Source organism: Dendrosporobacter sp. 1207_IL3150 (genome assembly GCF_036763085.1).
GTDB lineage: Bacteria > Bacillota > Negativicutes > DSM-1736 > Dendrosporobacteraceae > JBAIYU01.
This window is the reverse complement of sequence record NZ_JBAIYU010000017.1, coordinates 201253-227829: the sequence shown is the minus strand read 5'-3', so window position 1 is coordinate 227829 and position 26577 is coordinate 201253. Positions and strand designations below refer to the sequence as shown.

At 37.4% G+C, this 26577-nt stretch carries 28 protein-coding genes; 1 reads left to right on the top strand and 27 read right to left on the bottom strand.

What is annotated here, in order from left to right; genetic code table 11:
• Positions 1–3: 3 nt before the first annotated feature.
• The 10 genes from V6C17_RS10220 to V6C17_RS10175 form a co-directional block, all read right to left on the bottom strand.
• On the bottom strand, positions 4–699 hold the full coding sequence (locus V6C17_RS10220) for a YggS family pyridoxal phosphate-dependent enzyme (RefSeq protein ID WP_333522465.1): 696 nt from the start codon (positions 697–699) through the stop codon (positions 4–6).
• A gap of 216 nt (positions 700–915) precedes the next feature.
• Positions 916–2082, bottom strand: coding sequence for an ABC transporter substrate-binding protein (locus V6C17_RS10215; RefSeq protein WP_333522464.1), 1167 nt, complete (start codon positions 2080–2082; stop codon positions 916–918).
• Positions 2083–2305: 223 nt separating this feature from the next.
• On the bottom strand, positions 2306–3118 hold the full coding sequence (gene pgeF, locus V6C17_RS10210) for a peptidoglycan editing factor PgeF (protein WP_333522463.1): 813 nt from the start codon (positions 3116–3118) through the stop codon (positions 2306–2308).
• Positions 3119–3123: 5 nt separating this feature from the next.
• The gene (locus V6C17_RS10205; protein ID WP_333522462.1) at positions 3124–4860 is read right to left on the bottom strand and encodes a TIGR03960 family B12-binding radical SAM protein; all 1737 of its coding nucleotides are present in this window, start codon (positions 4858–4860) and stop codon (positions 3124–3126) included.
• An 80-nt stretch (positions 4861–4940) separates the two neighbouring features.
• Positions 4941–5147 (bottom strand): hypothetical protein, encoded by a 207-nt coding sequence (locus V6C17_RS10200; RefSeq protein WP_333522461.1) that lies wholly within the window; start codon positions 5145–5147, stop codon positions 4941–4943.
• 68 nt (positions 5148–5215) lie between these two features.
• Positions 5216–5743: an anaerobic ribonucleoside-triphosphate reductase activating protein gene (nrdG, locus tag V6C17_RS10195; RefSeq protein ID WP_333522460.1), complete on the bottom strand. Its 528-nt coding sequence runs from the start codon at positions 5741–5743 to the stop codon at positions 5216–5218.
• 16 nt (positions 5744–5759) lie between these two features.
• Positions 5760–7772 (bottom strand): anaerobic ribonucleoside-triphosphate reductase, encoded by a 2013-nt coding sequence (nrdD, locus tag V6C17_RS10190; protein ID WP_333522459.1) that lies wholly within the window; start codon positions 7770–7772, stop codon positions 5760–5762.
• Positions 7772–8257 (bottom strand): transcriptional regulator NrdR, encoded by a 486-nt coding sequence (nrdR, locus tag V6C17_RS10185; RefSeq protein ID WP_333522579.1) that lies wholly within the window; start codon positions 8255–8257, stop codon positions 7772–7774. The genes nrdD and nrdR overlap by 1 nt, the downstream gene beginning before the upstream one ends.
• A gap of 156 nt (positions 8258–8413) precedes the next feature.
• Positions 8414–8710 (bottom strand): YlmC/YmxH family sporulation protein, encoded by a 297-nt coding sequence (locus V6C17_RS10180; RefSeq protein ID WP_333522458.1) that lies wholly within the window; start codon positions 8708–8710, stop codon positions 8414–8416.
• Positions 8711–9193: 483 nt separating this feature from the next.
• Positions 9194–9601, bottom strand: coding sequence for a hypothetical protein (locus V6C17_RS10175; protein WP_333522457.1), 408 nt, complete (start codon positions 9599–9601; stop codon positions 9194–9196).
• Between the two features lie 174 nt (positions 9602–9775).
• On the opposite strand from V6C17_RS10175, the gene V6C17_RS10170 reads away from it, so the two are divergent.
• Positions 9776–9901, top strand: coding sequence for a hypothetical protein (locus tag V6C17_RS10170; protein WP_333522456.1), 126 nt, complete (start codon positions 9776–9778; stop codon positions 9899–9901).
• A 150-nt stretch (positions 9902–10051) separates the two neighbouring features.
• Here V6C17_RS10170 and V6C17_RS10165 read toward each other — a convergent pair whose 3' ends face one another.
• The 17 genes from V6C17_RS10165 to mraY form a co-directional block, all read right to left on the bottom strand.
• Positions 10052–10315: a YlmC/YmxH family sporulation protein gene (locus V6C17_RS10165; protein ID WP_333522455.1), complete on the bottom strand. Its 264-nt coding sequence runs from the start codon at positions 10313–10315 to the stop codon at positions 10052–10054.
• A 72-nt stretch (positions 10316–10387) separates the two neighbouring features.
• Positions 10388–10987 (bottom strand): stage II sporulation protein R, encoded by a 600-nt coding sequence (gene spoIIR / locus V6C17_RS10160; protein WP_333522454.1) that lies wholly within the window; start codon positions 10985–10987, stop codon positions 10388–10390.
• Between the two features lie 16 nt (positions 10988–11003).
• Positions 11004–11777, bottom strand: a complete 774-nt coding sequence (gene sigG, locus V6C17_RS10155) for an RNA polymerase sporulation sigma factor SigG (RefSeq protein WP_333522453.1) — start codon at positions 11775–11777, stop codon at positions 11004–11006.
• Between the two features lie 246 nt (positions 11778–12023).
• Entirely contained in the window at positions 12024–12761 is a 738-nt protein-coding gene (sigE, locus tag V6C17_RS10150; RefSeq protein ID WP_333522452.1) for an RNA polymerase sporulation sigma factor SigE, read from the bottom strand.
• Complete coding sequence (spoIIGA, locus tag V6C17_RS10145) at positions 12752–13666, bottom strand: sigma-E processing peptidase SpoIIGA (protein WP_333522451.1); 915 nt, start codon at positions 13664–13666, stop codon at positions 12752–12754. Before spoIIGA ends, sigE begins: the two co-directional genes overlap by 10 nt.
• Before the next feature lie 205 nt (positions 13667–13871).
• On the bottom strand, positions 13872–14918 hold the full coding sequence (gene ftsZ / locus V6C17_RS10140) for a cell division protein FtsZ (RefSeq protein WP_333522450.1): 1047 nt from the start codon (positions 14916–14918) through the stop codon (positions 13872–13874).
• Positions 14919–14952: 34 nt separating this feature from the next.
• Positions 14953–16143: a cell division protein FtsA gene (gene ftsA / locus V6C17_RS10135; RefSeq protein ID WP_333522449.1), complete on the bottom strand. Its 1191-nt coding sequence runs from the start codon at positions 16141–16143 to the stop codon at positions 14953–14955.
• A gap of 196 nt (positions 16144–16339) precedes the next feature.
• Positions 16340–16669: a small basic family protein gene (locus tag V6C17_RS10130; RefSeq protein WP_333522448.1), complete on the bottom strand. Its 330-nt coding sequence runs from the start codon at positions 16667–16669 to the stop codon at positions 16340–16342.
• Positions 16669–17358 (bottom strand): DUF881 domain-containing protein, encoded by a 690-nt coding sequence (locus V6C17_RS10125; protein ID WP_333522447.1) that lies wholly within the window; start codon positions 17356–17358, stop codon positions 16669–16671. The genes V6C17_RS10130 and V6C17_RS10125 overlap by 1 nt, the downstream gene beginning before the upstream one ends.
• Before the next feature lie 17 nt (positions 17359–17375).
• Positions 17376–18122 (bottom strand): cell division protein FtsQ/DivIB, encoded by a 747-nt coding sequence (locus tag V6C17_RS10120; protein WP_333522578.1) that lies wholly within the window; start codon positions 18120–18122, stop codon positions 17376–17378.
• Between the two features lie 124 nt (positions 18123–18246).
• Positions 18247–19176, bottom strand: a complete 930-nt coding sequence (locus V6C17_RS10115) for a D-alanine--D-alanine ligase (protein ID WP_333522446.1) — start codon at positions 19174–19176, stop codon at positions 18247–18249.
• A gap of 12 nt (positions 19177–19188) precedes the next feature.
• The gene (murA, locus tag V6C17_RS10110; protein WP_333522445.1) at positions 19189–20436 is read right to left on the bottom strand and encodes a UDP-N-acetylglucosamine 1-carboxyvinyltransferase; all 1248 of its coding nucleotides are present in this window, start codon (positions 20434–20436) and stop codon (positions 19189–19191) included.
• A 59-nt stretch (positions 20437–20495) separates the two neighbouring features.
• The gene (gene murC, locus V6C17_RS10105; RefSeq protein WP_333522444.1) at positions 20496–21872 is read right to left on the bottom strand and encodes a UDP-N-acetylmuramate--L-alanine ligase; all 1377 of its coding nucleotides are present in this window, start codon (positions 21870–21872) and stop codon (positions 20496–20498) included.
• An 88-nt stretch (positions 21873–21960) separates the two neighbouring features.
• Positions 21961–23076 (bottom strand): undecaprenyldiphospho-muramoylpentapeptide beta-N-acetylglucosaminyltransferase, encoded by a 1116-nt coding sequence (murG, locus tag V6C17_RS10100; RefSeq protein WP_333522577.1) that lies wholly within the window; start codon positions 23074–23076, stop codon positions 21961–21963.
• Between the two features lie 33 nt (positions 23077–23109).
• Positions 23110–24219 (bottom strand): stage V sporulation protein E, encoded by a 1110-nt coding sequence (spoVE, locus tag V6C17_RS10095; protein ID WP_333522443.1) that lies wholly within the window; start codon positions 24217–24219, stop codon positions 23110–23112.
• Between the two features lie 11 nt (positions 24220–24230).
• Entirely contained in the window at positions 24231–25586 is a 1356-nt protein-coding gene (gene murD / locus V6C17_RS10090; protein ID WP_333522442.1) for a UDP-N-acetylmuramoyl-L-alanine--D-glutamate ligase, read from the bottom strand.
• Position 25587: 1 nt separating this feature from the next.
• A complete protein-coding gene (gene mraY / locus V6C17_RS10085) occupies positions 25588–26562 on the bottom strand; it encodes a phospho-N-acetylmuramoyl-pentapeptide-transferase (RefSeq protein ID WP_333522441.1) in 975 nt (324 codons plus the stop codon).
• Between the last annotated feature and the right edge of the window lie 15 nt (positions 26563–26577).

The following is a 26577-nucleotide window of genomic DNA, read 5'->3' as shown; positions in this document are numbered from 1 at the left end:
CCACTAATATTGGCGTGCCCCAAATATTCCAGTACCAACCCGCACTAGATTAGATCCCTCTTCAATTGCTATAGTAAAATCATTTGTCATCCCCATAGATAACCATTCAATATTTGTGTTGTTAATATTAACTGAGCGCAACTCTGTAAATAAACTGTATAATTCACGGAATACTGGCCTTGTTAATTCTATATCTTCGTGATTAGGAGCTATAGTCATCAATCCACATAAACGAATATTATTTAAATTACTTACTTGTTTCGCAAAATCGATAACAAATTTAGGATTTATCCCAAATTTACTTTCTTCCCCCGAAACGTTTACTTGAATTAGAACATCCTGGCGTTTTCCCAACTTCTCAGCAATTCGATTGATTTCTAATGCAATACGCTCACTATCAACCGATTGGATTAGATCAGCTGTTGGTACAATTTGCTTTACTTTATTAGTCTGCAAATGCCCAATTAAATGCCACTCTACTTTGCGATCCAATATTACACACTTTTCGAGCACTTCTTGTACCCGATTTTCGCCAATAGCATATACACCGTTATCAATAGCTTCTCGCATAGCATGAACGTCATGATTTTTGGTTACTGCCACTAATTTTACTTCGTCGCCAATTCGCGGTACCTTCACACGTTCAATAGCCAAATTTATATCACTTAAAATTTGGGTTAGATTTTGAGCTATAGACATATAACCCCTCCATGATAGGATTATTCGCGAATAAACATAATTTTCCTCTCATAGTGTTCCCTTAACATAAAAAAATATTGGAGACCCATTATATATGGTAGCCTATTTTTATAATACTAAGCATCTACCAAATGTACTAATTAATTAGTAAAAAGGGCCCTATTTATCTTATAATAATAAAATAACCGCCAGATTCATCTGGCGGTTATTCTATTATTATGGTTTTACAGTTTCTTTATAAACTTGTTTACCTTCCTTCATTTCTATTATAACTGCACTTTTTACTGCATCATGCTTATCGTTTAAAGTCAGAAGACCAGTAACAGCCTGGTAGTCTTTAGTCGCAGCCAATGCATCACGAATTTTTGCAGGTTCAGAACTATTAGCCCGCTTTATCGCATCAACCAAAACATAAGCCGCATCATAGCCTAGTACAGCCATAGCATCAGGAACTTGACCATATTCTTTTGTATAAGCATCTACAAACGCTTTAGATGCAGGACTTTTATCTTCTACTGAATAATGGTTTGTGAAGTAAGTATTATTCAGTGCAGAAGCGCCTGCAATTTCAACTAACTTAGGCGAATCCCAGCCATCGCCGCCAATGATAGGAATATTTACACCTAATTCTCTAGCTTGCTTTGCAATTTTTCCAACTTCTTCATAATATCCTGGAACATAAATCATTTCTGGGTTTTGTGCCTTAATTTTAGTTAGTACCGTTTTAAAATCTTGATCCTTTTGTAGATAAGCTTCTTCAGCTATAATTGCTCCGCCGCCTTTAGTAAAAGCTTCTTTAAAAAACTGAGCTAATCCTTTGCTATAATCACTTGAATTATCAATCATAACAGCAGCATTCTTAATTTTTAAACTATTAAGTGCAAAATTTGCACCAACTGTACCTTGAAATGGATCTATAAAACAAACACGAAATGTGTTTTCCTTAACTTTATTAGTCTTTTCATCTACTGTAACTTTAGGATTCGTTGCTGCTGCTGTTATAAAAGGAACTTTATTTGCTTCAGCAACAGTTGAGGCTGCAATTGCGTTTGAACTTGTAGTAAAGCCAGTTACTGCAACTACTTTATCTTGAGTAAGCACTTTTGTCATAGCATTTGATGATTCAGACGGCTCACCTTTATTATCCGCAACAACTGCCTGAATCTGCTTGCCAAGCACCCCACCTTTAGCATTAATTTCTTTAAATGCTAATTTTGCACCATTTGTAGCGGATGCACCAAAGGTTGCTGTACCCCCAGTCAACTCATATACTACCCCAATTTTTATATTATCTGAACTCGCACCACCACCGCAACCAGTTACCAATCCGACAATCATACTGAAAACTAGAAATAAACTAAATAATTTAATGCGTTTCTTCATAAGTGCTTTCTCCCCCTTATTTAATAAAAAATTTGTTTAAACTTAATCTACTAAGACTATATTGATAATTCACCTCCAAATAATCTGAACATCATCAGCTTTAGTTTACAAAAAAAGCTTCCAAAAGAGCGTAGTATTACACTCTTCTGAAAGCTTCATCGCATTTTAATTATTAAATTATAGTAACATTATAATTTGTATATTGTAAAAATACAAGTGTTTTTTATTTCAAACTAATAACTGCACCCATCCTACCAGTCCGACCATTTTCAGCTCGATATGAAAAAAACAACTCTTTATTACAAGAAGTACAGACACCACTGATTTTAATGTTTTCTTTAAGAACACCAACTTCTTCTAACTGCATGAGGTTCGCTGCCCACAAATTTAGCTTCCATTTTGAGTTGTGAGGAGTTAAGATTTCATCCCCTCTGTCAAATTGTATTTTGAACTGATTAGCAACATATTCATCAACCTCATAACAGCACGGTCCTATTGAAGGCGCTATTCCAACTATGCAATCACCGGGATTGGTGCCAAATTTCTCCCGCATTGACAAGACAGTCTTTTGAGAGATTTTAGCTACTGTTCCCTTCCACCCCGCATGCACTACACCTATAGCTTTGTTTATCGGATCAAAAAGCAAGACAGGTACACAGTCAGCAAAAAACAGCATCAACGGAAGATTAGAAATGTTCGTTATCAGTGCGTCAACTCCTTTAAGAGCTTCACTATAATCCTTCGCACCTTTTCCTAATTCTGTGGTAAATACTTGAGCCACATCAGAACCATGGATTTGTTCAGCAGTGACGATACTATCGAAGTCTATACCTAAAGCTTCACAGAAGATTCTTCTATTATTACAAACGCTTTCGATATCATCACCAGTATGCAAACCTAAATTCAAAGTGGAAAAAGGTGCCTTACTAATACCGCCAATTCTCGTCGAAACAGCATGTGTAATCAATGTTTTATCGAAATGCGAAAAACATCCATACCACACACCGTTATTTGCGTGTTTCAAGCAAAACCCCATTTATGTCACTCCTTTTTACATATCCCGCATCGTACACACCCTTGGACACAAGGATCGGTAAACTTTTCTAATTCAGCCTTTTGTAATTCTTGGTATAAATAATTATCATCAAAACCAATGTTCATGGTCTGCCATGGAAATTTTTCTTCCCTTGTGCGTGTTCTATATAGGTAAAACTCCTCTTGTAAGTTATGCTCCTTAAGCACTTTTTTAAAGTGTTTGCTTCCACCAAGTTTATGTGATTGCATTAGTACTGATCCTAATCGGCGATCACCTCTAGATAGCACACCTTGTATGTAAGCCTCTTTTGGCGATTCGACAAGTACTTCAATACCTTTTTTGTTTTTCAATCCTGTTTGAATTATTTTAAGCTTATGCTCCACTTTTTTCATATCATCCATAGGAAGCCATTGAAATGGAGTGGATGGCTTAGGTATAAAAGGATTTATACTAAGTGTTAGTTTACCCTTGCTACCTAGCTTTTCCATATACTTTTTTATATTTTCTGCCATATGTATTATCTCGGTAATATCACTATCTTGTTCGTAAGGCAATCCGACCATAATATATAATCTAACATTTAATATGCCCGCTTTAACAGCTTGCGAAATCGACTGATATATGTGTTCATCACTGATACCTTTATTTATAATCTTACGCATACGATCACTTGCGGCCTCCGGCGCCAAAGTTATCGTTTTCTGACCACTTTCTGCCAGAGCAGCAACTAACTTATTTGTTAAAGAATCGGCACGAAGTGATGCAACAGATAATCCCATCCCTAAATTGATAATGGTTTCGCAAAGTTCATCAATATACGGATAATCCGATATTGCCGCCCCCATTAAACCAACTTTTGCTTTCAAGTTCTTGGCCTGTCTAACGGCATCAAGAATTTTATTTAAAGATCTAACCCTCGGTCTTCGGAAACAATATCCAGCCATACAAAAGCGGCAATGCCGACCACAACCTCGAGCTACTTCAATCAAATACATTTCTTTGAATTCCGTATCTGATGTAACAATAACAGTATTGGCCAAATGACTGTCTAAATCTCTCACCCACCGCCTATTTACTCTTTCCGGTACACCGTTTACAGTTTCAATTTTACTAATAGTGCCATCTTCGTTATATGAGTGTACATAAAATCTAGGTACATATACTCCTTCAACTTTTGAAAGTCTCAACAAAACTTCATCTTTTGTTAAGTTCTCACCCTGACACGAATAGTACTGATCCAGTAATTGATTAATTACTTCCTCACCTTCGCCAATAATAAATACATCAATAAAATCCGCAAGCGGCTCTGGGTTAAAAGTTGCACAAGGACCGCCAGCTATTATAATCGGGTCATTTTCCTTTCGTTCACTACATAATAGGGGGATTTTCCCTAAGGAAAGTATTTTTAGTATATTGAAATAATCCATCTCAAACGAAACAGCGAATCCTAGGAGCGAAAATTCGTAAATCGGCCTCTGAGTTTCGAGTGTCATTAGCGGTGTATTCGTCCTAATATATTCCTGCTCTGTTTTTTTATCAGGCAAAAACACCCTTTCACACGCAGTATCTCCTCGGCTATTAATTTTTTGATAGATAATATGCATTCCTAAATTAGACATACCAACATGGTATGTATTAGGATAAATTAAAGCGAAACTTTCACGCGATCCTGGTGCAAATATAACAGTTCCTTGCTCCTGCGCAATTGTTTTTTGCAGCTTATCTTTTAAATTCCACGACAATCAAATCACTCCATCATTTTGTCTACTTCTGTATTTATAGTCTTTCCTTATAATAACTTAATAATAAAAATAGCTCACACCTACTGTGAGCTTTCAAATATTTTTGCCTTAACTTTAATTTTATCAATGTTAGTCATTGTAACACTTTCTTTCACTAAATAATTCATTAGGCAATTAAGCACATCCGCCTGTTCAGACAGTTTGTCATTATAATAACGTTGTAAAATAATTACCTGAACTAACACTATAAGCAATGCCAAAGCAAGCAAAACTTCAAAAATAGTCATATACATTCCCCCTATTTTTGCACTACCTTACAGCATATGCAAAAAAAGCAGAAATATGACAAAATATTTTAGGCATTTATACAAACAGGCTGGAAATCGTCCCACAAAACAACTCTCTCGTTTTTCAGTGAATCAACAACATTAATTAAGCGTTGATTAGCAGAGCCGCGAAAGGCTAGTCTTAGATCACGCTTTTCTAGTTGAAAAGGACCATCAACTAAAATATCTGTTTTATAAAGAAGTTCTTTTACATCATTGTCACTTATTGACCTATTCATTAATTGTTCAAAAGTATATCCACTATAGGTCACAATATTGAGCCCTCGAGCCCTGATCTTATCAGCAAGATAAGCCAATGCCTTTGCCTGTAAAAACGGCTCGCCTCCCGAAAAAGTGACACCTCTTATTAATCTAGCTTTACTAATAATCTCCATTAATTCGCCAGCATTAATAATCTTACCACCCATAGGGTCATGTGTTTCAGGATTATGACAACCTAAACAATTATGGGGGCAGCCCTGGGTAAAAATTACAAGTCTTAACCCAGGACCATCTACTACACTATCTTTAACAAATCCGGCAATTCGCAATTCCATATATATCACCTAAAAACTAAGAATGAGCTACCCGTTCTTTTAGTTCAGTACATTTAGCATCATTAAATCTTTCAAGCGTACTTAGGTACCCAGTAATCCTTCGTACGCGCCTTATACTTGAAGTGTTGCAAGATGGGCAACTTTCGGCATCAATAACCCCTAGATAACCACAGCTTTCACAAAAGTCGACAGGGAAGTTTACACCAGCATAACCAATATCACATTTGCTCATGTACCTCAAAATATCTTCAACTGCTGTAAGATTATTTACTGGTGGAGCATCAAACTCAACATAGCTAATATGTCCAGCATTCGTATACTTGTGATAGATACCTTCTAAGCGGATTTTGTCATAAGCTCCTATAGGATAGTTTACAGGTACATGGAATGAGTTCGTATAGTAATCCTTATCAGTTACACCAGGTATAATACCGTACTCGCGACGATCCATCTTCACGAAGCGACCTGATAGCCCCTCAGCAGGAGTCGCCAGTAAAGTAAAGTTCAAGCCATGCCTCTCAGCTGCCTTATCTAGTTTATTACGCATAAAAGCAACTATTTCCTCACCCAAAGCCTGTGATTCTTCATTTTCACCATGATGATTGCCAGTTAAAGCAAGAAGAGTTTCCGCTAACCCAATAAATCCAACAGATAGTGTACCGTTTTTTATTATATCCGCAATTGTATCATTAAAGCTTAAATTTTCAGACCCCATATACAAACCTTGTCCCATTAAGAACGGCATATCCTTAACTCGCAGCATCGCTTGCACTTGGTATCGGTGAAGAAGCTGATCGCATGTTAAATCAATAAGATCAGATAAACTTTGATAGAATTTCATTAGATCCCGTTCAGCCTTAATAGCCAGACGTGGTAAATTTATCGTAGTAAAGCTAAGGTTTCCTCTGCCATCAGTTACCTCTGGACCACATATATTAGACATAACGCGTGTACGACAGCCCATGTATGATACTTGATCTCCATATGGCTTGTTAAAAGAAGAATCCATAAAACTAAAAGTCGGGTTTAATCTTTGCGAAGCAACTCTAATAGCCAATTTGAACAGATCGTAATTCAGATCGCCAGGATTTAAGTTAATACCCTCTTTAATTCTGAAAATAATATTTGGGAAAATAGGGTTTTCCCCACGGCCTAAGCCCCTCTCATACGCCAATAAAACATTCTTCGTTATTAAACGACCTGCAGCTGATGTTTCTGTACCAATATTCAAACTAGAAAATGGCACCTGCGCACCGGCACGACTGTGCATACTATTTAAATTATAAATTAAAGCTTCCATCGCCTGGTAAACTTCTTCGTCGCTGGCTTTGGTCATAAAAGGAGCCATATCGCGATCGAAGAAAGCAAACGACTGACCTCCATGCATATCATTTTGAGAACTTTGCAAAATAATAGCGGCTAGGGCAGTAGCCGAAGCAGGACGTTTAGGAGCACGAATATAGCCATGACCGTTATTAAAGCCTGATTTCAATAGTTTTCCCAATGGTATTTGCACGCAGGTTAGAGTTTTACCGTAAAAATCCAGATCATGAATATGTATATCTCCACGTACATGAGCAGTCGACATATTTTCAGGAATAAGTCGGTTTAGATAATAAGCCTTACTTGCGGCGCTGGCAATTTGAAGCATTTTTGCAGATGGAGAGTTAGATACATTCGCATTTTCCCGGTTTGTCTCAATTAGAATATCCGCAACTGCATCCATTAAGTCTGACTTAGCATCACGAATCCGGGTTCTCTTATCACGATGCAAAATATACGCTTTAGCAGTTTTTGCATGTCCTTTTTCAATAAGAATTTTCTCAACAGTATCTTGTACATCTTCAACACTAAATAACTTTCCACTGTGTTTTTGTTTCAAATATTTTAATACATCTAATGTCAACTCTATGGCAAGCTGTTTGTCCGCACCACCAACAGCCTTAGCTGCTTTAAATATTGCTTCAGTAATATTTCCTTCATCAAATTCAACTTCTCGTCCATCACGTTTTCTAATCTTCGTAAACATTATGATTCCTCACTTTTTGTTGTCTCTTTTTTTGTTAACTTCATTAGACTTTCCAACTCTTGCATAAAGTTATTAATATCGGCAAATTGGCGATAAACTGAAGCAAAACGAACATACGCAACTTGATCACACTCTCGTAAATTGCGCATCACTAACTCACCAATCGTCTGCGTAGGTATTTCGCGCTCCAATGAATTCCTAATTTCCTTCTCGATCCGATCTGCAATCGATTCAATTGTATCAATCGATATCGGACGCTTTTCAAACGCTTTAATTAGTCCGGTTAGCAGTTTGTTTCGTTCAAATACTACCCGTCTTCCATCTTTCTTAATAACCATTAGCGGAACTTGCTCGACGACTTCATAAGTTGTAAATCGCCGCACACATGTTAAACATTCGCGCCTTCTTCGTATCGAGTTACCTTCCTCTGCTGCGCGGGAATCAATTACTTTACTCTCCGCCCAACCGCAAAATGGACAACGCATCTCCTCACCCCTTATACAATAGGCAAGTACTAATATTTCAATGAAAACCAAAACTTGTACATCTATATATTGTATTGCTTTAATATCATTACGCCATATATTGTATAATTCCTGCCATTTCAACAAAAAAAACTCCAATCAGTAAAGATTAGAGTTTTATTTATCTATTGGTTTTATATCCGAATATATTGTCGATTCTACTAAGATAACATCAGATCCAATTCTACTAATTTTCCCCCACGGTATGACTAAATCTTCCCGGCGTCCAAATATTCCAAGAAATTTCTCCGTACCAGGCACTACAATTGCCGTAAGCCTTCCTGTATCAATATCTATTTCTACATCTGTTATAGTGCCTAATCTTTTGCCGTCCGCGATGTTTATAACTTCTTTCATCTTCAAGTCAGAAATACAGCTTATATTATAGTCCAAATTATTACTTCTAAATTTCATAGTTTTCACCTCATTACAAGTATATGACAAGCATCTGAGCATTAGTACTGAATAATAACGTTTATCTTCCTCTATCAAGATTCAAAGATGAGACTTAAAAACAGAAACACCACTAATAAAATAGCGGTGTTCAAAGAAGTTTTTATTGTTATAAACCGTTTGGTGATCCGTTGTCATCAAAGAAAAATAGCAGGAGAATAATTATAATGACAATTACCCACCAGCTACCATTACCATTGCCACAACCGCCAAAACCGCCAAAACCCATAAAAAATCCTCCTTATATCTTAGTTGGGAGTTACCTAATACATCCTATGTTAAATTCAGCCCTTTTGCTACTTACCACAATATGTTTATTAAAGTGATGTAATTATCACCAGGTACTTTTTATGATTTGTCCACAACAGAGAATAATCACACTTAGTTCACCTACTGAATATTATGTAATAAAGCACTGAGATTTCTTTTGGAGGTGATAATGTGTCAGATTATAAAAGGTTTGGTTGGGAAGACGAAGTACCTGAATATATCGATTGGGATGAAGACATGCGGGAAGATGACTATGATGAAAGAGTAGTCGCCACCACTAGCTGTTACCCATATAATTGCTATCCTCGTCAAAATTGCTTCCCTCGTCAAAATTGCTTCCCTCGTCAAAATTGCTTCCCTCGTCAGAACTGCTTCCCTCGTCAAAATTGCTTCCCTCGTCAGAACTGCTTCCCTCGTCAAAATTGCTTCCCTCGTCAAAATTGCTTCCCTCGTCAAAATTGCTTCCCTCGTCAAAATTGCTTCCCTCGTCAGAACTGCTTCCCTCGTCAGAACTGCTATCCTCGTCAAAATTGCTTCCCTCGCAATTGCAACCCTCGCTAAAGCTACATTAGTAGTTTTCAAATATCAAACTTTGAGAGAACGAGTTTATTAATACTTGATAAATAGAAAATACAACATAATGTAAAAACAACAATCTCAAGATCTTGAGATTGTTGTTTTTACATTTATTTAGCGCAATTGTTATAACGCATTAAACTAGGTATTTTGCGAACAATATATTCGGAGGTGATTGCTGTGGCCAAGAAACAAACAAATGATTCTCCAGCACAAAAAAAAGCTAAACAGCAAAACAAAAAACTACAAAACGATAACACTATAGGCAACAGACATACCGAGGGCGCCAACCACCCAGCAACCTAAGGACTAACTTGTTTACTCTTTCGTTATGATGAAAAAAGGCTTTCACCGAGCATTAGTTGACGGCGTAGGTCGTTTTAAACATCCTAACCGAAACCACTTTCTGTTAGAATGGAAAAATCTCTAACCCTGCAAGAGAGTTAGAGATTTCTTTTATTTACCTATCGGATTAATATCAGTAAATGCTGCTGATTCAACTAAAATAACATCTGAGCCAATTTTATTGATTTTTTCCCATGGTATAACCACATCTTCATTACGACCAAAAAATCCAAGAAATTTTCCTACGCCCGGAACAACGATTGCAGTTAACCTACCAGTTTCGACATCAATTTCAATATCAGTTATCGTCCCTAGCCTTTTTCCATCAATAATATTAATTACTTCCTTCATCTTAAGGTCAGATGTTTTTAACATATTCCTGCCCCCCACCGTTTTGCTACATTATATGAGGGACAAAGAATAAATGTGCGCTTACATCCAGTTAGTTTATTTAAATAATTCGGCTACCTTCCATTTCATTTCAATCTTGCTAGAATTTTCCTTGTTGTTAGAGTCCTTATTTACTTCAGCAATTGGCGTTGCGGCTGCATTCGTAATATCGATAAAACAAAGCGGTGGAAATAATACGCACCACCAATTTTTTCCTTCAGCATTACCTATCAAAATTCGTACTGCTTCATACTTGCCTGCGGGAAGTACAAAGTTACCATAAGATTTTACTGGAAAATCAAAAAGCCCAAATTCAGTACTTACTGGATAATTATCACCATTTTCCTTGACAACACGTTGTGCAATATCATTAAGTTTGCTTTGATTCTCTAATACAACAAGGCGCGCTGCTTCAGGATCATTCAAATGTTCAAGACGTGGTGCTAAATAAGCAATAACTGCATCCCGTACTTTTAGCTTAAGCTGCTGATCTTCGGGCTTATCACTATTTGCTAACACATGTAGCCTGATTAGCCCTTCTTGTCCTACAGTAGCTGGAGAATTTTGTTTGATTTGTTCAAGGAAAAAAGCCCATCCGATGCTCACAAGCCCAAAAACTAGTACAACCGCAGTAATATGTAATAAATTTCTCCTCAAGAAAACGTCCCCCTATTTATATATGCTTTCTCATATGACTGAGAGCAGCCTTTTCTAATCTTGATACCTGGGCTTGGGATATTCCTATTTCTTCAGCGACTTCCATTTGAGTTTTTCCTTCAAAGAACCTAAGTGTGAGTATATGCTTCTCCCGATCACTTAACCTACGGAGCGCTTCTTTGATTGCTACTCCTTCCAGCCAGTTCATATCTAGATTTTTATCATCACTTATTTGATCCATTACAAATATAGGATCACCACCATCATGATAGATCGGTTCAAATAGCGATATTGGTTCCTGAATAGCATCAAGCGCAAATATTATCTCTTCTCGCTGTATTTTCAACTCGTCGGCAATTTCATTAATAGAAGGTTCACGCGAATATTTACTAACTAGAGAATCTCGCACCTGTAATGCTTTATATGCAATATCACGCATCGAACGGCTTACTCTAATCGGATTATTATCGCGTAAATAGCGACGTATTTCACCTATTATCATCGGAACGGCATATGTTGAAAACTTAACGTTTTGAGATAAATCAAAATTATCAATTGCTTTCATTAGGCCAATGCAGCCAACCTGAAATAAATCATCCACATACTCACCGCGATTATTGAATCTCTGAATTACGCTAAGCACCAATCTAAGATTTCCATAAATCAACTGTTCACGCGCAGTAAGTTCTCCACCTTGCAGCACTTCGAATAATTCACGCATCTTACTAGAGGAAAGCACCGGGAGTTTTGCCGTATTTACACCACAAATTTCAACTTTATTTATAATCATTAATATAACCTCCCATAAGTTTCCATGATTAAAACGCTACAAGAGAATTATTGCCATGCCTGATAAGTTTTATTCACTGGTTATATAATAATAGTCAGTATAACTCTGCTGGATTTTCTTTAATTTTTAGAAAAAATTGCATTTACACAAAATAAAAAAGCCACTAATCCAGCTTAATTAAGCTTAATTAGTGGCTTTACAATTTATAATATATGTATGTTACAATACATATCAACTCTCGTGAATTCACTCCATACGGCTTATCTCTTTACGTAACCGTTTGATTATTCTTTTTTCTAGACGTGATATATAGGATTGAGATATTCCCAACATGTCAGCAACTTCTTTTTGTGTTCTCTCTACCCCTTCATCATTTAAGCCAAAGCGCAATTCCATTATTCTGCGTTCTCTACCAGATAACTTATTCATAGCAGTATATAACAGTGTTTTATCTACTTCTTCTTCAACAGATTTATAAATTATATCATTGTCCGTTCCTAGCACGTCTGATAACAATAACTCATTGCCATCCCAATCAATGTTTAAAGGTTCATCAAAAGAAACTTCTGCACGAGTCTTACTATTACGCCTTAAATACATCAAAATCTCATTCTCAATGCATCTTGACGCATATGTGGCGAGTTTGATTTTTTTTATTGGATCAAACGTATTAACTGCCTTGATTAAACCGATGGTGCCAATACTGACTAAATCTTCAATTCCTACTCCTGTATTTTCAAATTTACGTGCAATATAAACAACAAGGCGTAGATTTCTTTCAATAAAAACAGTCTTGACAGCTTTATCACCTTTTTGGAGACAATTTAATAAATATATTTCCTCATCATTACTTAAAGGAGGCGGCAAAATTTCGGTACTTCCCACATAGAATACTTCGTCAGGTTTCTGTAATCTTAAGAATTGTAATATCGCGATTAACTTTAGTCTAAAGAATAATTTAACTATTGCCCAGTTTATGCGCATATACTTACCTCCTCATTATTAAATAATGCTGGATGCAATAAAGCGTTATAAGTCCCATCACTAGAGAGTTTACCGTTATATATTGCAATCACTACATCATTTTTAGTTATTAAACCCTCTCTCGTAATTACTTTGATATTGTCAGGGCGAAACGCAAGTAACATACTGCTGCTGCCAACTGCAGTATATGGGATGACCTGCACTCGGCTAAGCCAATCATTATCCTTGCAGTTTTCTAACTCCGCCAACCATAAAGTACTCTCAGTATTATTAAAGTATTTTATAACCTCCTCACTCAAAACCATTTCAATTTTAGATCGTTCTATCACAATTACGGGCTTACGCCCTATCAACGTATACAAACCATTTCCAGTATCCAACATAGAAGTTAACTCAACATGACGTCCTTCATAGCCCACATTTATTTGATACAAGCTGCGCTTCCTGGATAGCCTGCCGATTATTCTTCTGATTACTAAAGTAATTAATATGATTCCTATGAATGTACCTCCAAGTAAATTTTGCAGACTGATACTGCTTAATGTTAAGTATGTTGTTTGGAAATAGCTGCTATTTTGCCAAAAATAAAACCAGCCAATTACGGCTCCACCTAAGAAAAAGGATATAACGTAGAAAACACCAACAAGCATTAACAGACTGCGTATTGACTTAAAACCAAAAGCTACTAGAACTAATAGAAAAGAGATCAAAATTTTAAAAGGTGCTGTATGAAGAAATGCCAATTGTGTCCAGAATCCTGTTAAAACCTGCATAGCGCCGATAGCTGAAGCTGCTAAAATTCGCCAGAATTTATAGCTAATTGCCATTCCTACTGCAGTAAGCCATAATATAATACAATTCATGAAAACGTTAATTACAAGTAGAACATCAACATATACACTCATTGGAATAACCTTCCATTCAAACATGCTATTCATAATACTATATGGCTTCACATTATGATTAATTCCAATTATATCAAAATAGGTATTAGTATTTTGTAAAATTTTGGATATAACAACTAATTAATTCTTAACAAAAGACAAAAAAAGAATGCTGTCTAGCATAAAGCTGGACAGCATTCTTTTTTTGTCAATTTTATATACTAGACTAGCGTCTCATCCATGCAGGAATATCTAAATCGCGCATTTTAAAGGTTTCAATGGCTGGTGAATCCACCTTGCCGGATATCTGTTTTGCTGGTTTTGCATCAAAGCCAGTCGCTATAACGGTTACTCTGACCTCGTCCTGGAATTTTTCATCTATAACTGCACCAAAAATAATATTTGCTTCAGGATCTGCAGCATTAGCAATAATTTCAGCTGCCTCATTTACTTCGAATAAACCTAAACTGCTGCCACCAGTAATATTAAGCAGTACACCTCTTGCACCCTCAATAGAGGTTTCCAGGAGTGGACTTTTTATCGCTGCTTCTGCCGCTGCAACTGCACGATTATCCCCAGTACCGATCCCAATGCCCATCAAAGCCGATCCAGTTTCGGTCATTATTGTTTTAACATCGGCGAAATCCAGATTGATTAAACCAGGGACAGCAATTAAATCCGATATCCCTTGAACGCCTTGACGTAGAACATCATCAGCAATTCGAAAAGCATCCATTATGGAAGTCCGTTTATCCACAACTTGCATTAAACGGTCATTAGGTATAGTAATCAAAGTATCAACTTTTTCTTTTAGTTTAGCAGTTCCTCTTTCTGCTTGGCTTTGGCGTCTACGACCCTCAAAAGAGAAGGGTTTAGTAACAACACCAACAGTTAATGCGCCTACCTCTCTAGCACATTCGGCCACAACAGGAGCAGCCCCTGTTCCTGTTCCGCCACCCATACCAGCAGTTACGAAAACCAAATCAGCACCTCTAAGCGCTTTAATAATCTCTTCTTTACTTTCCTGGGCAGCCTTCTCACCTACTTCTGGATTGGCTCCAGCACCTAACCCTTTAGTAAGTTTTTCACCTATTTGAATGCGATGAGGGGCAAGAGCGTGAATTAGTGCTTGTGCATCAGTATTAACAGAAAGAAATTCAACACCTTGCAATCCAGCACTAATCATTCTATTTACTGCGTTATTACCGCCGCCTCCAACACCTATTACTTTAATATTCGCAAATTGATTAAAATCCATATCAAACTCAAGCATTTTAAATGTCCTCCTTAAATATTACTGCAGCGTATTAGTTTTTTAAAAATTTCCTAACTTTTTTTATAATAGAACTCCAAGAATTCGAATCATCTTCATAAACGGGTATATTCCTTACTGCATAGCGTGTAATACCGTAACACGCAGTATTAACCGGGTTTGAATATTCTTGAGGCATTCCGGCAGGTACAAACCTTTTCACAGGTATTCCGAAATTAACTTCAAGACGCTCAGCAAAACTATTCATAGCAGAACAGCCACCAGTAATATAAATCTCTTCGCAATCAAATCCAGTTATTTTGGGTTTGATGTACTCACAGATTAAATTAACTATTTCGTCCACTCTGCTCTCGATAATCTTATTCAAAAAATCATATGGAATATTTTTATCAGTTGTTCCAAAATCATTACAATCTAAAATAACCTCATTACCAAACAGTTCTTTGTCTAATTTACTATAATAGCGTTTAATTGCTTCCGCATGTTCATTATTTATATCAAGTCCATGCATTAGGTCCCATGTTATATAATCTCCACCGAGCGGTAATGAGTAAGCAGCGTGAATCTGCCCGTTATTTGCTAGAATAACATCAGTGTGCCCCGCCCCAATATCAAAAACTACACATGGTTTTGGCGGAGAAATATCCCCAATAGATTCTCCTAAAGCATAAGTATTTGAGATAACACCAGAAACATTAACCCCAGCTGATTCAACTCCTCGTACTAATTCAGTAAGAATAGCTTTGGGTATTGTTATTATCTGTACTTCAGCCTCCAAATGTTTACCTTTACTCCCTATAGGGGAAGGTGAAGCAATACCATCCACTTTAAAGGTTTTCGGCAAAACATGAAGGACCTCAAGTTCATCTGGTATTAAAGCAAGTACGGCAGCGCGATAAACTTTATCTATATCACTATTAGATATAGTTTCATCGATTTTTAAAGCTATACTTCCGATAGCCTCATGAAATTCTACTCCCATACCGCTAATGCCAATATAAGCCTGTTTTGTCACTATATTATCTGCGGCAAAAGCACATTCTACCGCCTGACTTATAGAAGTAATCATTTCGTTTTGATTAGTTATCACACCTTTAGAAAAACCCTTAGTTGAGATGATTCCATTTCCGTAAATTAATACATTTCCACTGCTATCACTTGACCCAGAGAAAACTTTAATAAAAGATGTCCCTATATCGATAGCTAAAACACCTGGCTTACCCATAACCTGTCCCTCACAAACATTATGTTTCTTTCCATATGTTTCAACAGAAGTAGCATATTCCCTTTTTTTGTTACAAAGAAAATATAAGTATTTTAGTAAATTTGTACTAAAGTCCTAGTAATATCAGCTCTTCACCGCTAATAGTTATATACACAAAAACAACCGTTAGATTTAACGGTTGTTTTTGTGTATATAACTATTTTTTTAAAAAATACCTACGTATAATTGCTAAATTTTGAAATATGCGCAATCCGAAAGCTAATAAGGCAACAAAATATAAATCAATCCCTAATCGTTCACCAACATAAACCAGACCAGCCGCTAATAAAGCATTGGTAAAAAAGCCTGTTATAAAAACTGTATTGTCAAAGCGTTCTTCTGCGCCCGCACGTAAGCCTCCAAATACTGAATCTAAAGAAGCTAGCAAAGCAACGGACATAAACTTTGCGTATTCCACAGGTATACTAATAGGAAAAATGAGTCCTATGATAACGCCAACAATCAGACCGGCAATAGGTAAAGCCACTATTTACCAACCTCCTTTACCGGTTTGGCTAATTCAAATCGGAAGGTTCCTTTGTATGAAGGAATAAATACATCTTCCGCTGTTTTAATTGTAACTTGAATACCCCAAAACTGCAGTGTCTCCACTACTCCGCCCCTCATTTTAAGCGAGTTTTCCAAGGTTTGTGGATCGCCAATTGCTCTAATATCATACGGAGGAGAATATCGGGTATTATTAACCGATAATGTCGGTCCAGCACATCTAATTTCGGAAGTAGCTATAAGCCGCTGTTCGTTAATAGATATAGCCTCCGCCCCCGCAGCCCTTAACTCATTTATTACTTTCAAAATATCGTCATCGTGAATTAAATACAGATTAGGATTGTCACCAGGCTTAGAAGGACGTTTGCTGTCATCAATCGTAACAACAACGCCTGGCCCCTGCAACGCAACTACTCCAGCACCTAGTTTGATAAGCTCAGACTCAAGCCCATTTGCACTGCCAGAGGTCTGCCTTAGTGTGTGCACTTCCTTTAACAAAGCATCTCGTTCTTTTTCAGTTTGGCTTAATCTCTGTGACAAATCCTCTATTCTCTGAAAAGGCACAGTTGAACGAATATCTTGAGTGGTACGGAACTGAACTGCAAGCATTATTCCTAAAACAACGCATACTAAAGCAATTGCAGCTTGTCCCTGTCTCACAGCGAACATTTTGCCATCCCCCTTTCCTAATTTTTAAATTTAATAAATGGAGAAGAATAACTCAAGTCAATATAATCAACGATTAGTTTCTTTTCTGTTATTTCTTTTAATATATCTTTCGTTAAATTAGCTTTATCAGCCAAATTTTCGTTAGTTCCAATCCGAATCTGCACTGAGTTATTAGTATATGCAAACATAGATCCGGATGAGCTGAAGTTAATTTCCGATAGGTTATTAATTGTTTGCTCATCTAGGTTTGATAAATAATTTAATATATATTGTATAGCTTGGTTTTGTACCTGATCCCCAACATAACCAGATTCCAGCCTAACACCCGTGATCATCGGTACACTAACTTTCTTTAAATTCTTGTACACAGCTAGGATAATTCCTTGCTTATCAATCTCCATAAAACCATAGCTGCTGGCGACATAAGCTATAGGTTTCCTCTCAGCAATTTTGAGAACTACTGTTCCAGGAAATTGTCTTGAAACTTCCGCTTCAGCTATTCGAAGGTCATGTGAAAGCCTAGTTTTGATTTCAGAGGTATTTAATCTTAGAATATTTATATTGTCAGGCAGCCCCGCAATGCGAATTACCTCTTCTTCAGACATATATTTATTTCCTTGAACAATAACAGATTTCATATTAAAACTTGATGAGTTCATAAACAAAAACCCGGCAATAAGAATTATTAATATCAAAATTAGACTGGGAAACACTTTCTTTAAATCTTTTTGCTTATCTGGAGGCTTATACTCTAGTCTATCCATCTTCAATATTAGGATCACCCATCCTTGCCAACCTTCTCAACCCACAGAAGTAATTATACACCAGCTTTAGTCGTAAGATAAACTAAAAAAAAAAGACAGCATAACCATATGCTGCCTGATATTATTAAACTGTCGCTGATAATAATAATCGCTCACATAAGTCAGCAAAACTAATTCCCGCGGCAGCAGCCGACTTTGGTACCAAACTTGTCGCCGTCATACCAGGTATTGTATTAACTTCTAACACGTACGGTTTATTTTGTTTATCTATAATGATATCTACTCTGGCAATTCCTCTGCATCCTAAAATTTTATATGCCGCATTGGCAGCTTGATTAACACTGCTCACTGTTTCCTGATCTATTTTAGCAGGTATTATGTATTCGGTAGCTCCTCTTGTATACTTTGACTTATAGTCATATTTGCCTGAAAAAGGAACAATCTCAATTATTGGCAATGCCTGCGGGTTTTGGTCGCCCCAAACAGCAACAGTAACTTCTTTACCTACTACAAATTCCTCAACTAGTATACTATCACTGTATTCAAAAGCTTGATTAATTGCTTCAGGAAGTTGGCTTTCGCTTTCCACAATCGTTACACCAATACTCGATCCTTGGGCTGATGATTTAACAACAACGGGAATTCCAAACTCAGCTGAAACTTCTAAAGTTATATCTTGCTTACTTTTATCCTTATCATAAAGTCTCGATCTTGGAGTTGGTATATCAGCACTTAAGAACATCCGCTTTGATATTGCCTTATCCATAGCCATCGCACTTGCTAGCAATCCCGAACCAGTATAAGGTATATTCAACAGTTCAAAAACTCCCTGAAGAACACCATCCTCACCATACTTGCCATGGATAGCATTAAACACAACTTCAATATTATTTGCTAGTAATTGCTCGAAAATCCGATTTGGCTCTAAGTCCAATCCTATTGCATTATAACCTTTATCTAACAAAGCATTTAAAATAGCGCTTCCTGTGTTCAGCGACACTTCGCGCTCAGCAGATGGCCCACCCATCAATACTGCTATTTTTTTGTTTTTCATAAATACATCCCCCTATTTTGAGCGGATGATGCGGGCACCGAGGCTCTGCAACTTTAGCTCTAATTGCTCATACCCTCTATCAATATGATACACCTGTTCTATCTCCGAAACGCCTTGTGCAGCTAGAGCAGCTAATACTAAAGCCCCACCAGCTCTGAGGTCCGGAGCTGCCACAACAGCCCCAGTCATTCTTGGCACACCACGAATTATAGCCGTCCTACCTTCTACTTTTATTCTGGCTCCCATACGTGTAAGTTCATCCACATGCTTGAAGCGATTCTCAAAAATAGTTTCAGTTACAATACTAGTTCCTTTAGCAACAGTTAATAAAGATAATATTGGCGCTTGTAAGTCGGTAGGAAAGCCCGGAAACGGCAGAGTTTTAATATCTCCACCCCGAAGCTCCCCGGCTTTAATTCTTATGCTGTCAGTTGATGTTGCAATAGTTGCACCAAGTTCTTCCAGTTTGTTAGTAACCGAAAATAAGTATTCAGGCTGAATATTTTCTACAGCAATATCACCTCTTGTAATTGCACCAGCAATTAAGAACGTGCCTGCCTGAATTCTGTCTGGCATAATGATATGCTCTGTAGGATATAGTTTTTGAACACCATCGATACGAATTGTATCAGTGCCAGCGCCTCTGATCTTTGCTCCCATTTTATTAAGAAAATCTTGCAAGTCAATAATCTCTGGTTCTCTAGCGGCATTCCGTATTACACTAGTACCTTTAGCTAAAACGGCAGCCATCATTGCATTCTCTGTAGCTCCAACACTTGGAAAATCAAAATGTATTTCAGCTCCAGTTAATTGGCCTGCTTCGGCTTCAATATATCCAAAACTCTCGCATATCTTTGCACCAAGTTTTTCAAGAGCTTTGATATGTAAATCTATTGGGCGCGGTCCAATCGCGCACCCCCCCGGATATGAGACTCTAACTTTGCGGAACTTTCCTAATAAGGGTCCCATTAGAAATACAGATGCACGCATCTCGCGCATAAGGTGTTCTGGTATCTCCTGTTTGCTTACACCCGACGTATCAATTATGACCGCTGATCCGTCCCTAGTAATCTTAGCACCTAACAATTCCAGAATATCCTGCATAGCTTTTATATCACTCAAGTGTGGCACATCATGGAGAACACTAACCCCTGAGCATAGTAGAGTTGCAGCCATGATTGGCAGCGTTGCATTTTTCGCCCCACTAATCCGAATATTACCAGTTAGTTGTACTTCTCCAGTGACGATTAATTTTTCCATCGTCTCCCCTCCTAAGAAAAGCACAATCACCCAAACATCATATCTTACATGGAAATTTTTTACTGCTCAACTAGACTTTCTACAAGTTTTTCTCCGGCAAGGTAAATATCGCCTGCCCCCATAGTAATAACCAAATCTCCCGGTTCAACTATTTCACTTAAATAACGAGGTATTTTATTTTTATCCTGAATATAAACTACCTTATTATTCGTTTGGTACTCAACCTCCTCCTTTATTACCTCCCCATTTATACCGGGTATCTGTTCTTCTCCGGCTGCATAGACATCCGTTAAAACAAGTAAGTCGGCAGGAGTAAAAGCACCACCAAATTCTGTCCTTAAAAACTTAGTTCTCGAATAACGATGTGGCTGAAATACGCAAATGAGTCTTTTAGGATCAGTTTGTCGAGCGGCTTGCAAGGTTGTAGTAATTTCGGTTGGATGATGGGCATAATCGTCAACTATCCAAACACCATTTATTCTTGCTTTAGTTTGAAAGCGACGTTTGGCACCATTAAAAATAGACAGTCCGTCAGCTATCTGACTAAAACTTAGACCTACTTTTTCACCAACCGCAATTGTCGCAAGGGCATTTGCAATATTATGTTTTCCTGGCACATTTAGTTTAATTGTGCCAAGTAATTCATCATATTTATAAACATCAAACAGTGTCAATGCACCTTGTGTTTTTATATTTCTTGCTGTGTAATCCGCAGTTTGATCTACTGCATAAGAAATAAATGGACATTCTAAATGCTGGGCAATATCCCGCACATAAGAATTATCAAAGCACAGAACTGCTAATCCATCACGTTTAGGAAGTCTTTGTAGAAATTCGTTAAACGTTTGAAGTATATTTTCCATAGTTCCATAGTAATCCATATGATCATTTTCGATATTTGTAACTATTGCTATCTGAGGAGAAAGCTTCAAAAATGATCCGTCACTTTCGTCAGCTTCGGCAACTAAATATTTTCCATTTCCGAGTTTTGCATTGCTTCCAAGATAATCTAATTCTCCACCAATTATGATAGTTGGATCTATACCGGCCTTTTCTAGCATGACTGCAACCATAGATGTAGTAGTAGTTTTTCCGTGAGCACCAGCAACTGCGATACCTTCAGACCCGTTCATAAGGTAAGCCACAACATCTGACCTGTGAAGAATTTTTATCCCTTTTTCTTTAGCCTTTATAACTTCTGGATTGTTTTGTGGAATAGCTGTAGATACAATTAAAGCATCAATATTACTAATATTGTCTCCACTATGGCCTAAGTAAATTTTTGCACCCATTTTTTCAAGCTTATTTGTAGTGTCAGATTTATTCAAGTCTGACCCTGAGACAGTGTACCCTTTTTCTAATAATATTTTTGCAATTGCGCTCATGCCGGAACCACCAATGCCGACAAAATGAGTATGTTTTATATTATTCAGCAAAAAAATTTCTCCCCTTTCTTGCGCCGCAACATTCCTCTTAATGTGTTGTTATTGTATGCAAATATAATACGGATTGTTACAATCCGTATTAGCGTGAATTACTAAGAAGTATTGCCATCCTTGCTATTTGTTCAGCGGCGTCTGGCCGACCTAAACTTTTACTAGCCTTAGCCATAACTTTAAGTCTTTCATTATCAAAAATCAATCCATCGACGACTTTGGTTAGTTTTTCTCCGTTTAGTTCGTTATCCTTTATAACAACGGCGGCACCCTGATGCTCCATAACTCTAGCATTGAATTCCTGATGGTTTTCAGCTGCATACGGATAGGGTATTAGTATAGAAGGTATACCTAAAGAGGTAAGTTCTGCTAAACCAATAGCGCCTGCCCTAAAAATAGCTAGATCTGTTGCAGCTAGTGCATTAGGCATATCGTAAAGATACGGTTTAATGATAATATTTCCAGCTGTGGCAGTATCTATACCAATTTGCATTAAATTTCCAACTATGTCATTATACTCATTTTTTCCTGTAACATGCAATAGCTGAATATTCTTATTTCCCGCATAATGTTTATGAACTTGAATCATGGCAGTGTTTATGCTTCGTGCGCCCCGACTTCCGCCAGATATTAAAATTGTTTTCTTTTTAGGATCTAACCCTAGTTTACTCATACCTTCTTCTCTTAAAGCAGAAAGAACCTCTGGCCTTATCGGATTGCCAGTAAAAACAACTTTAGCACTACGATTAAAATGTTTTGCTGCATCCGCATAGCCCACAGCAATCTTATCGACAAATTTAGCTAATATCCGATTAGTTATACCAGGTACAACATTTTGTTCTTGAATCATTGTTGGAATTCCCATTAAGCTAGCAGCAAGTAGTACTGGACCACAAACGTAACCGCCTGTCCCAATAACAACATCGGGTTTAAACTGACTAATCAGCCTTCTGGACTGCCATAAACTGCCAAACGTTTTAAGTACAGTAGCTACATTTTTTAGTGAAATTTCTCGAGCTAATCCACGCACCTCAATAGTAGCAAAAGGAAGACCTTCCTTGGGAATTATATCTGCTTCTAAGCCTTCATTTGTGCCAATATATAATATTTCACAAGAATTCCTTAGACTTTTAATTGCCTTAATCAAAGTAATAGCGGGGTAGATGTGCCCACCTGTTCCCCCGCCAGAAACAATTATTCGCATCTTCAAACGACGCCTCCTACGTTTCCCCTTTATCTATAAACTATTTTTACTGACGTACCTAGATATATTTAATAAGATACCAACACCTGCCAGAGTAAATATCAAAGCTGAACCACCGAAACTCAGGAATGGAAGAGGTATTCCAGTTACAGGCATTGAGGCAGTCACTACTGCAATATTCATAAGGGCTTGAACCATAATCATAGTTGTTAGTCCTGCTGCCAAAATGCTGCCAAAAATGTCTGGAGCAGACATGGCAATTTTAAGCCCTCTCCAAGCAAATAAGAAAAATAGTGAAATTACAGCAAGGGTGCCGATTAAACCAAGTTCCTCGCCCAATATAGCAAAGATAAAGTCAGTATGAGGCTCTGGTAAGTAAAGGAATTTTTCCCGACTTCGCCCAAGCCCAACCCCAAACAAACCGCCAGAACCTATTGCATAAAGAGACTGAATAATGTGATAACCAGTATCTAAGGGATCTGCCCAAGGGTCACTAAAAGCCAGCAGTCTTTTCATACGATAAGGTTCAAACAGCACGGCAGCAATAATTCCTACTACACCAACTGCTCCTAAAGATCCTAAATGCTTGATTTTAGCACCTGAAATAAATAAAAGAACAAACACCGTTCCACCTATTGATAATGCAGTCCCTAAGTCAGGTTCTTTTAGTATGAGTCCAAACACTACCAACAACATCAACAACTGGGGCACAACCCCCTTTACAAAGTTGCTAATTTTGTCTTGATGCTTAGCTAAGCTTGTTGCTGAGAAGAGCACCATACTAAGTTTTGCGATTTCAGATGGCTGAATATAAATTGAGCCAAAGCCTAACCACCGCCTTGCACCATTTACAACTTTACCCAGTCCAGGTACTAATACCAATACTAATAAAACTAGGGTAGCGATCATAATAGGTTTAGATAATTTACGCCAAACATGATAATCTATGTTCATTGTAAATACCATGGCTAATAGACCTAAAGTAGCCCAGATAATTTGCCGTTTAAGAAAATAGTAGCTATCATCAAAATTAACATAGGCCGAAACAGCGCTTGCACTATAAACCATCACCACGCCTATCCCTAGTAAAGCTAAGACTGAAAAAAAGATAATAAAATCGGGCAACTTAGGTCTAGTGGTCAAAACATTCCCTCCTAACTCAATTGAAGGACTAGATTTTTAAATACTCTACCCCGCTCCTCGTAGTTACTAAACATATCATAGCTTGAACACGCAGGTGATAATATCACAACTTGATTTGGTTTTGCTAAACTATGCGCAAGAGTAACAGCTTCGTTGAGAGATTCTACACTATGTATACTAGATACTCCACTCTTTTTAGCAGCCTCTTTAAATCGTTCTTTAGCTTCGCCTAATACAATCAAATGCACAGCTTTTTTCTTGATTAAATTCATAAATTCATCTAAATTGGTATTTTTATCACGGCCACCAGCAATCAAAATAATCTCCTCGTCGAAAGCTTCAAGCGCCTTAATCGACGACTCAGGATTTGTTGCCTTAGAGTCATTATAATATTCTACACCATTAATGGCAGAAACCATTTCAATGCGATGTTCTACACCCCTAAATTTACTAATTACATTAGCTAGATCAGTGATTTGCGCCCCGGCTAAAAAAGCGACACCGCAAGCGGCTAATGCATTCTCAACATTATGTCCACCCTTTATTTTTAAAGCAGTTACTGGACATACTTCGTATTTTTGATTATTCCATGCAATAGTAATTATTCCGTTATTTACATATACGCCATTATCTAAAATAGTATTTCTGCTAAAATACATTATTTGCGAAGAGGCGCGTTCAGACATATCACGTATTTGGGGGTCATCATAGTTTAACACTAAATAATCTTCGGATGTTTGATTTTTAAAGATAGCTTCTTTAGTGAATTTATAGTTTTGCATAGTATAATGACGGTCAAGATGATCCGGCGTTAAGTTTAATACTGCTGCAACTTTTGGTTTGAAATCAATTATACCTTCTAATTGAAAACTAGAAATTTCCGCGACTACAAGTCCTTGTGAATTTACTGATTCTACTTCTTTAGATAAAGCCGTTCCTATGTTGCCGCCAACAACAACTTCTTTGCCTGTAGTTTCAAGCATTTCACCAACTAAAGTAGTTGTCGTAGTTTTACCATTAGTACCAGTGACCGCAATAATTGGCGCTTTACACAACTGGTACGCTACCTCAATTTCACTCATTACTAAAATACCAAGTTCTTTTGCATTCTTTATTAATGGCAAATTAATCGATATCCCTGGTGACACGACTATGCAGTCAGTCCCATTTAATAAGTCTTCGTTTTGTTCTCCAAATATTAGTTTAACACCAAGGTTTTTTAGATGGGAAAAATCAATTTTAATTTTATCTATTGGCTTAGAATCATTTAGTGTAGCATCTGCACCATTATTTTGAAGTATCTCAGCTACCGCAACACCACTAATTCCCGCACCTAACACCAATATCTTATAGCCTTTAAAATTCATTTTACATGCCTCCTGAATGACTTACTGCCAATATTACTAAAGCTATGGCGCTAAATACTGCACCGGCAAGCCAAAATACAGTGACAACCTTATTTTCAGACCAACCAGCAAGCTCAAAATGATGATGTATTGGACTCATCAAGAAGACACGTTTACCAGTTGATTTAAATGATATTACTTGGATGATAACAGAAAGCGCCTCTATAACAAACACTCCACCGACAATAACTAGGAGCAACTCAGTCTTAGTCATAACTGAGACTGCGGCTAAAGCCCCTCCTAGGGCTAATGAACCGGTATCTCCCATAAATACTTTTGCCGGATGAGCATTATATCGCAAGAATCCTAACGTTGATCCAGCGAGTGCTACACAGAATATCGCCAAGTCAGGCTTCATAAAGTTCATACATATTACTGCATAAGCTAGGGCTGCAACAGTAGTAGTTCCAGCTGCTAAGCCATCCAACCCGTCTGTTAAATTTACAGCATTGGTGGTTCCAACCAGTACCAAAAAAATCAAAATATAATATAACGGTCCAAAATCAACGTTAACGCCTAATAAAGGTATCCATAGGTCTGTACCACGGTCCATATAGTTAATCGCGATATAGCATAAGGCCAAAGCCATTATTATTTGACCAAAAAGTTTTTGACGAGCCTTTAGCCCTAATGATCTTTTTAATACTACTTTGATAAAATCATCAATAAATCCAAGTAAACCATGCCCAAAAGTTATAAATAACGCAAGCCATACTTCCAAACTGCGTCCAGCAAAATAAATCGCAGGTATAATCAATGAAGTTAGAATTATTATCCCCCCCATAGTTGGGGTACCTGCTTTAGCATAATGACGTTGTGGACCTTCTTCTCTAATACTTTGACCAAACTTCAAACGCCGCAGCAATGGTATTATCATTGGTCCGCTAATTATTGCAATGATAAATGCCATTACCGCAGCATAAAACAATTCATGCATGATAAGCCTCCCCGG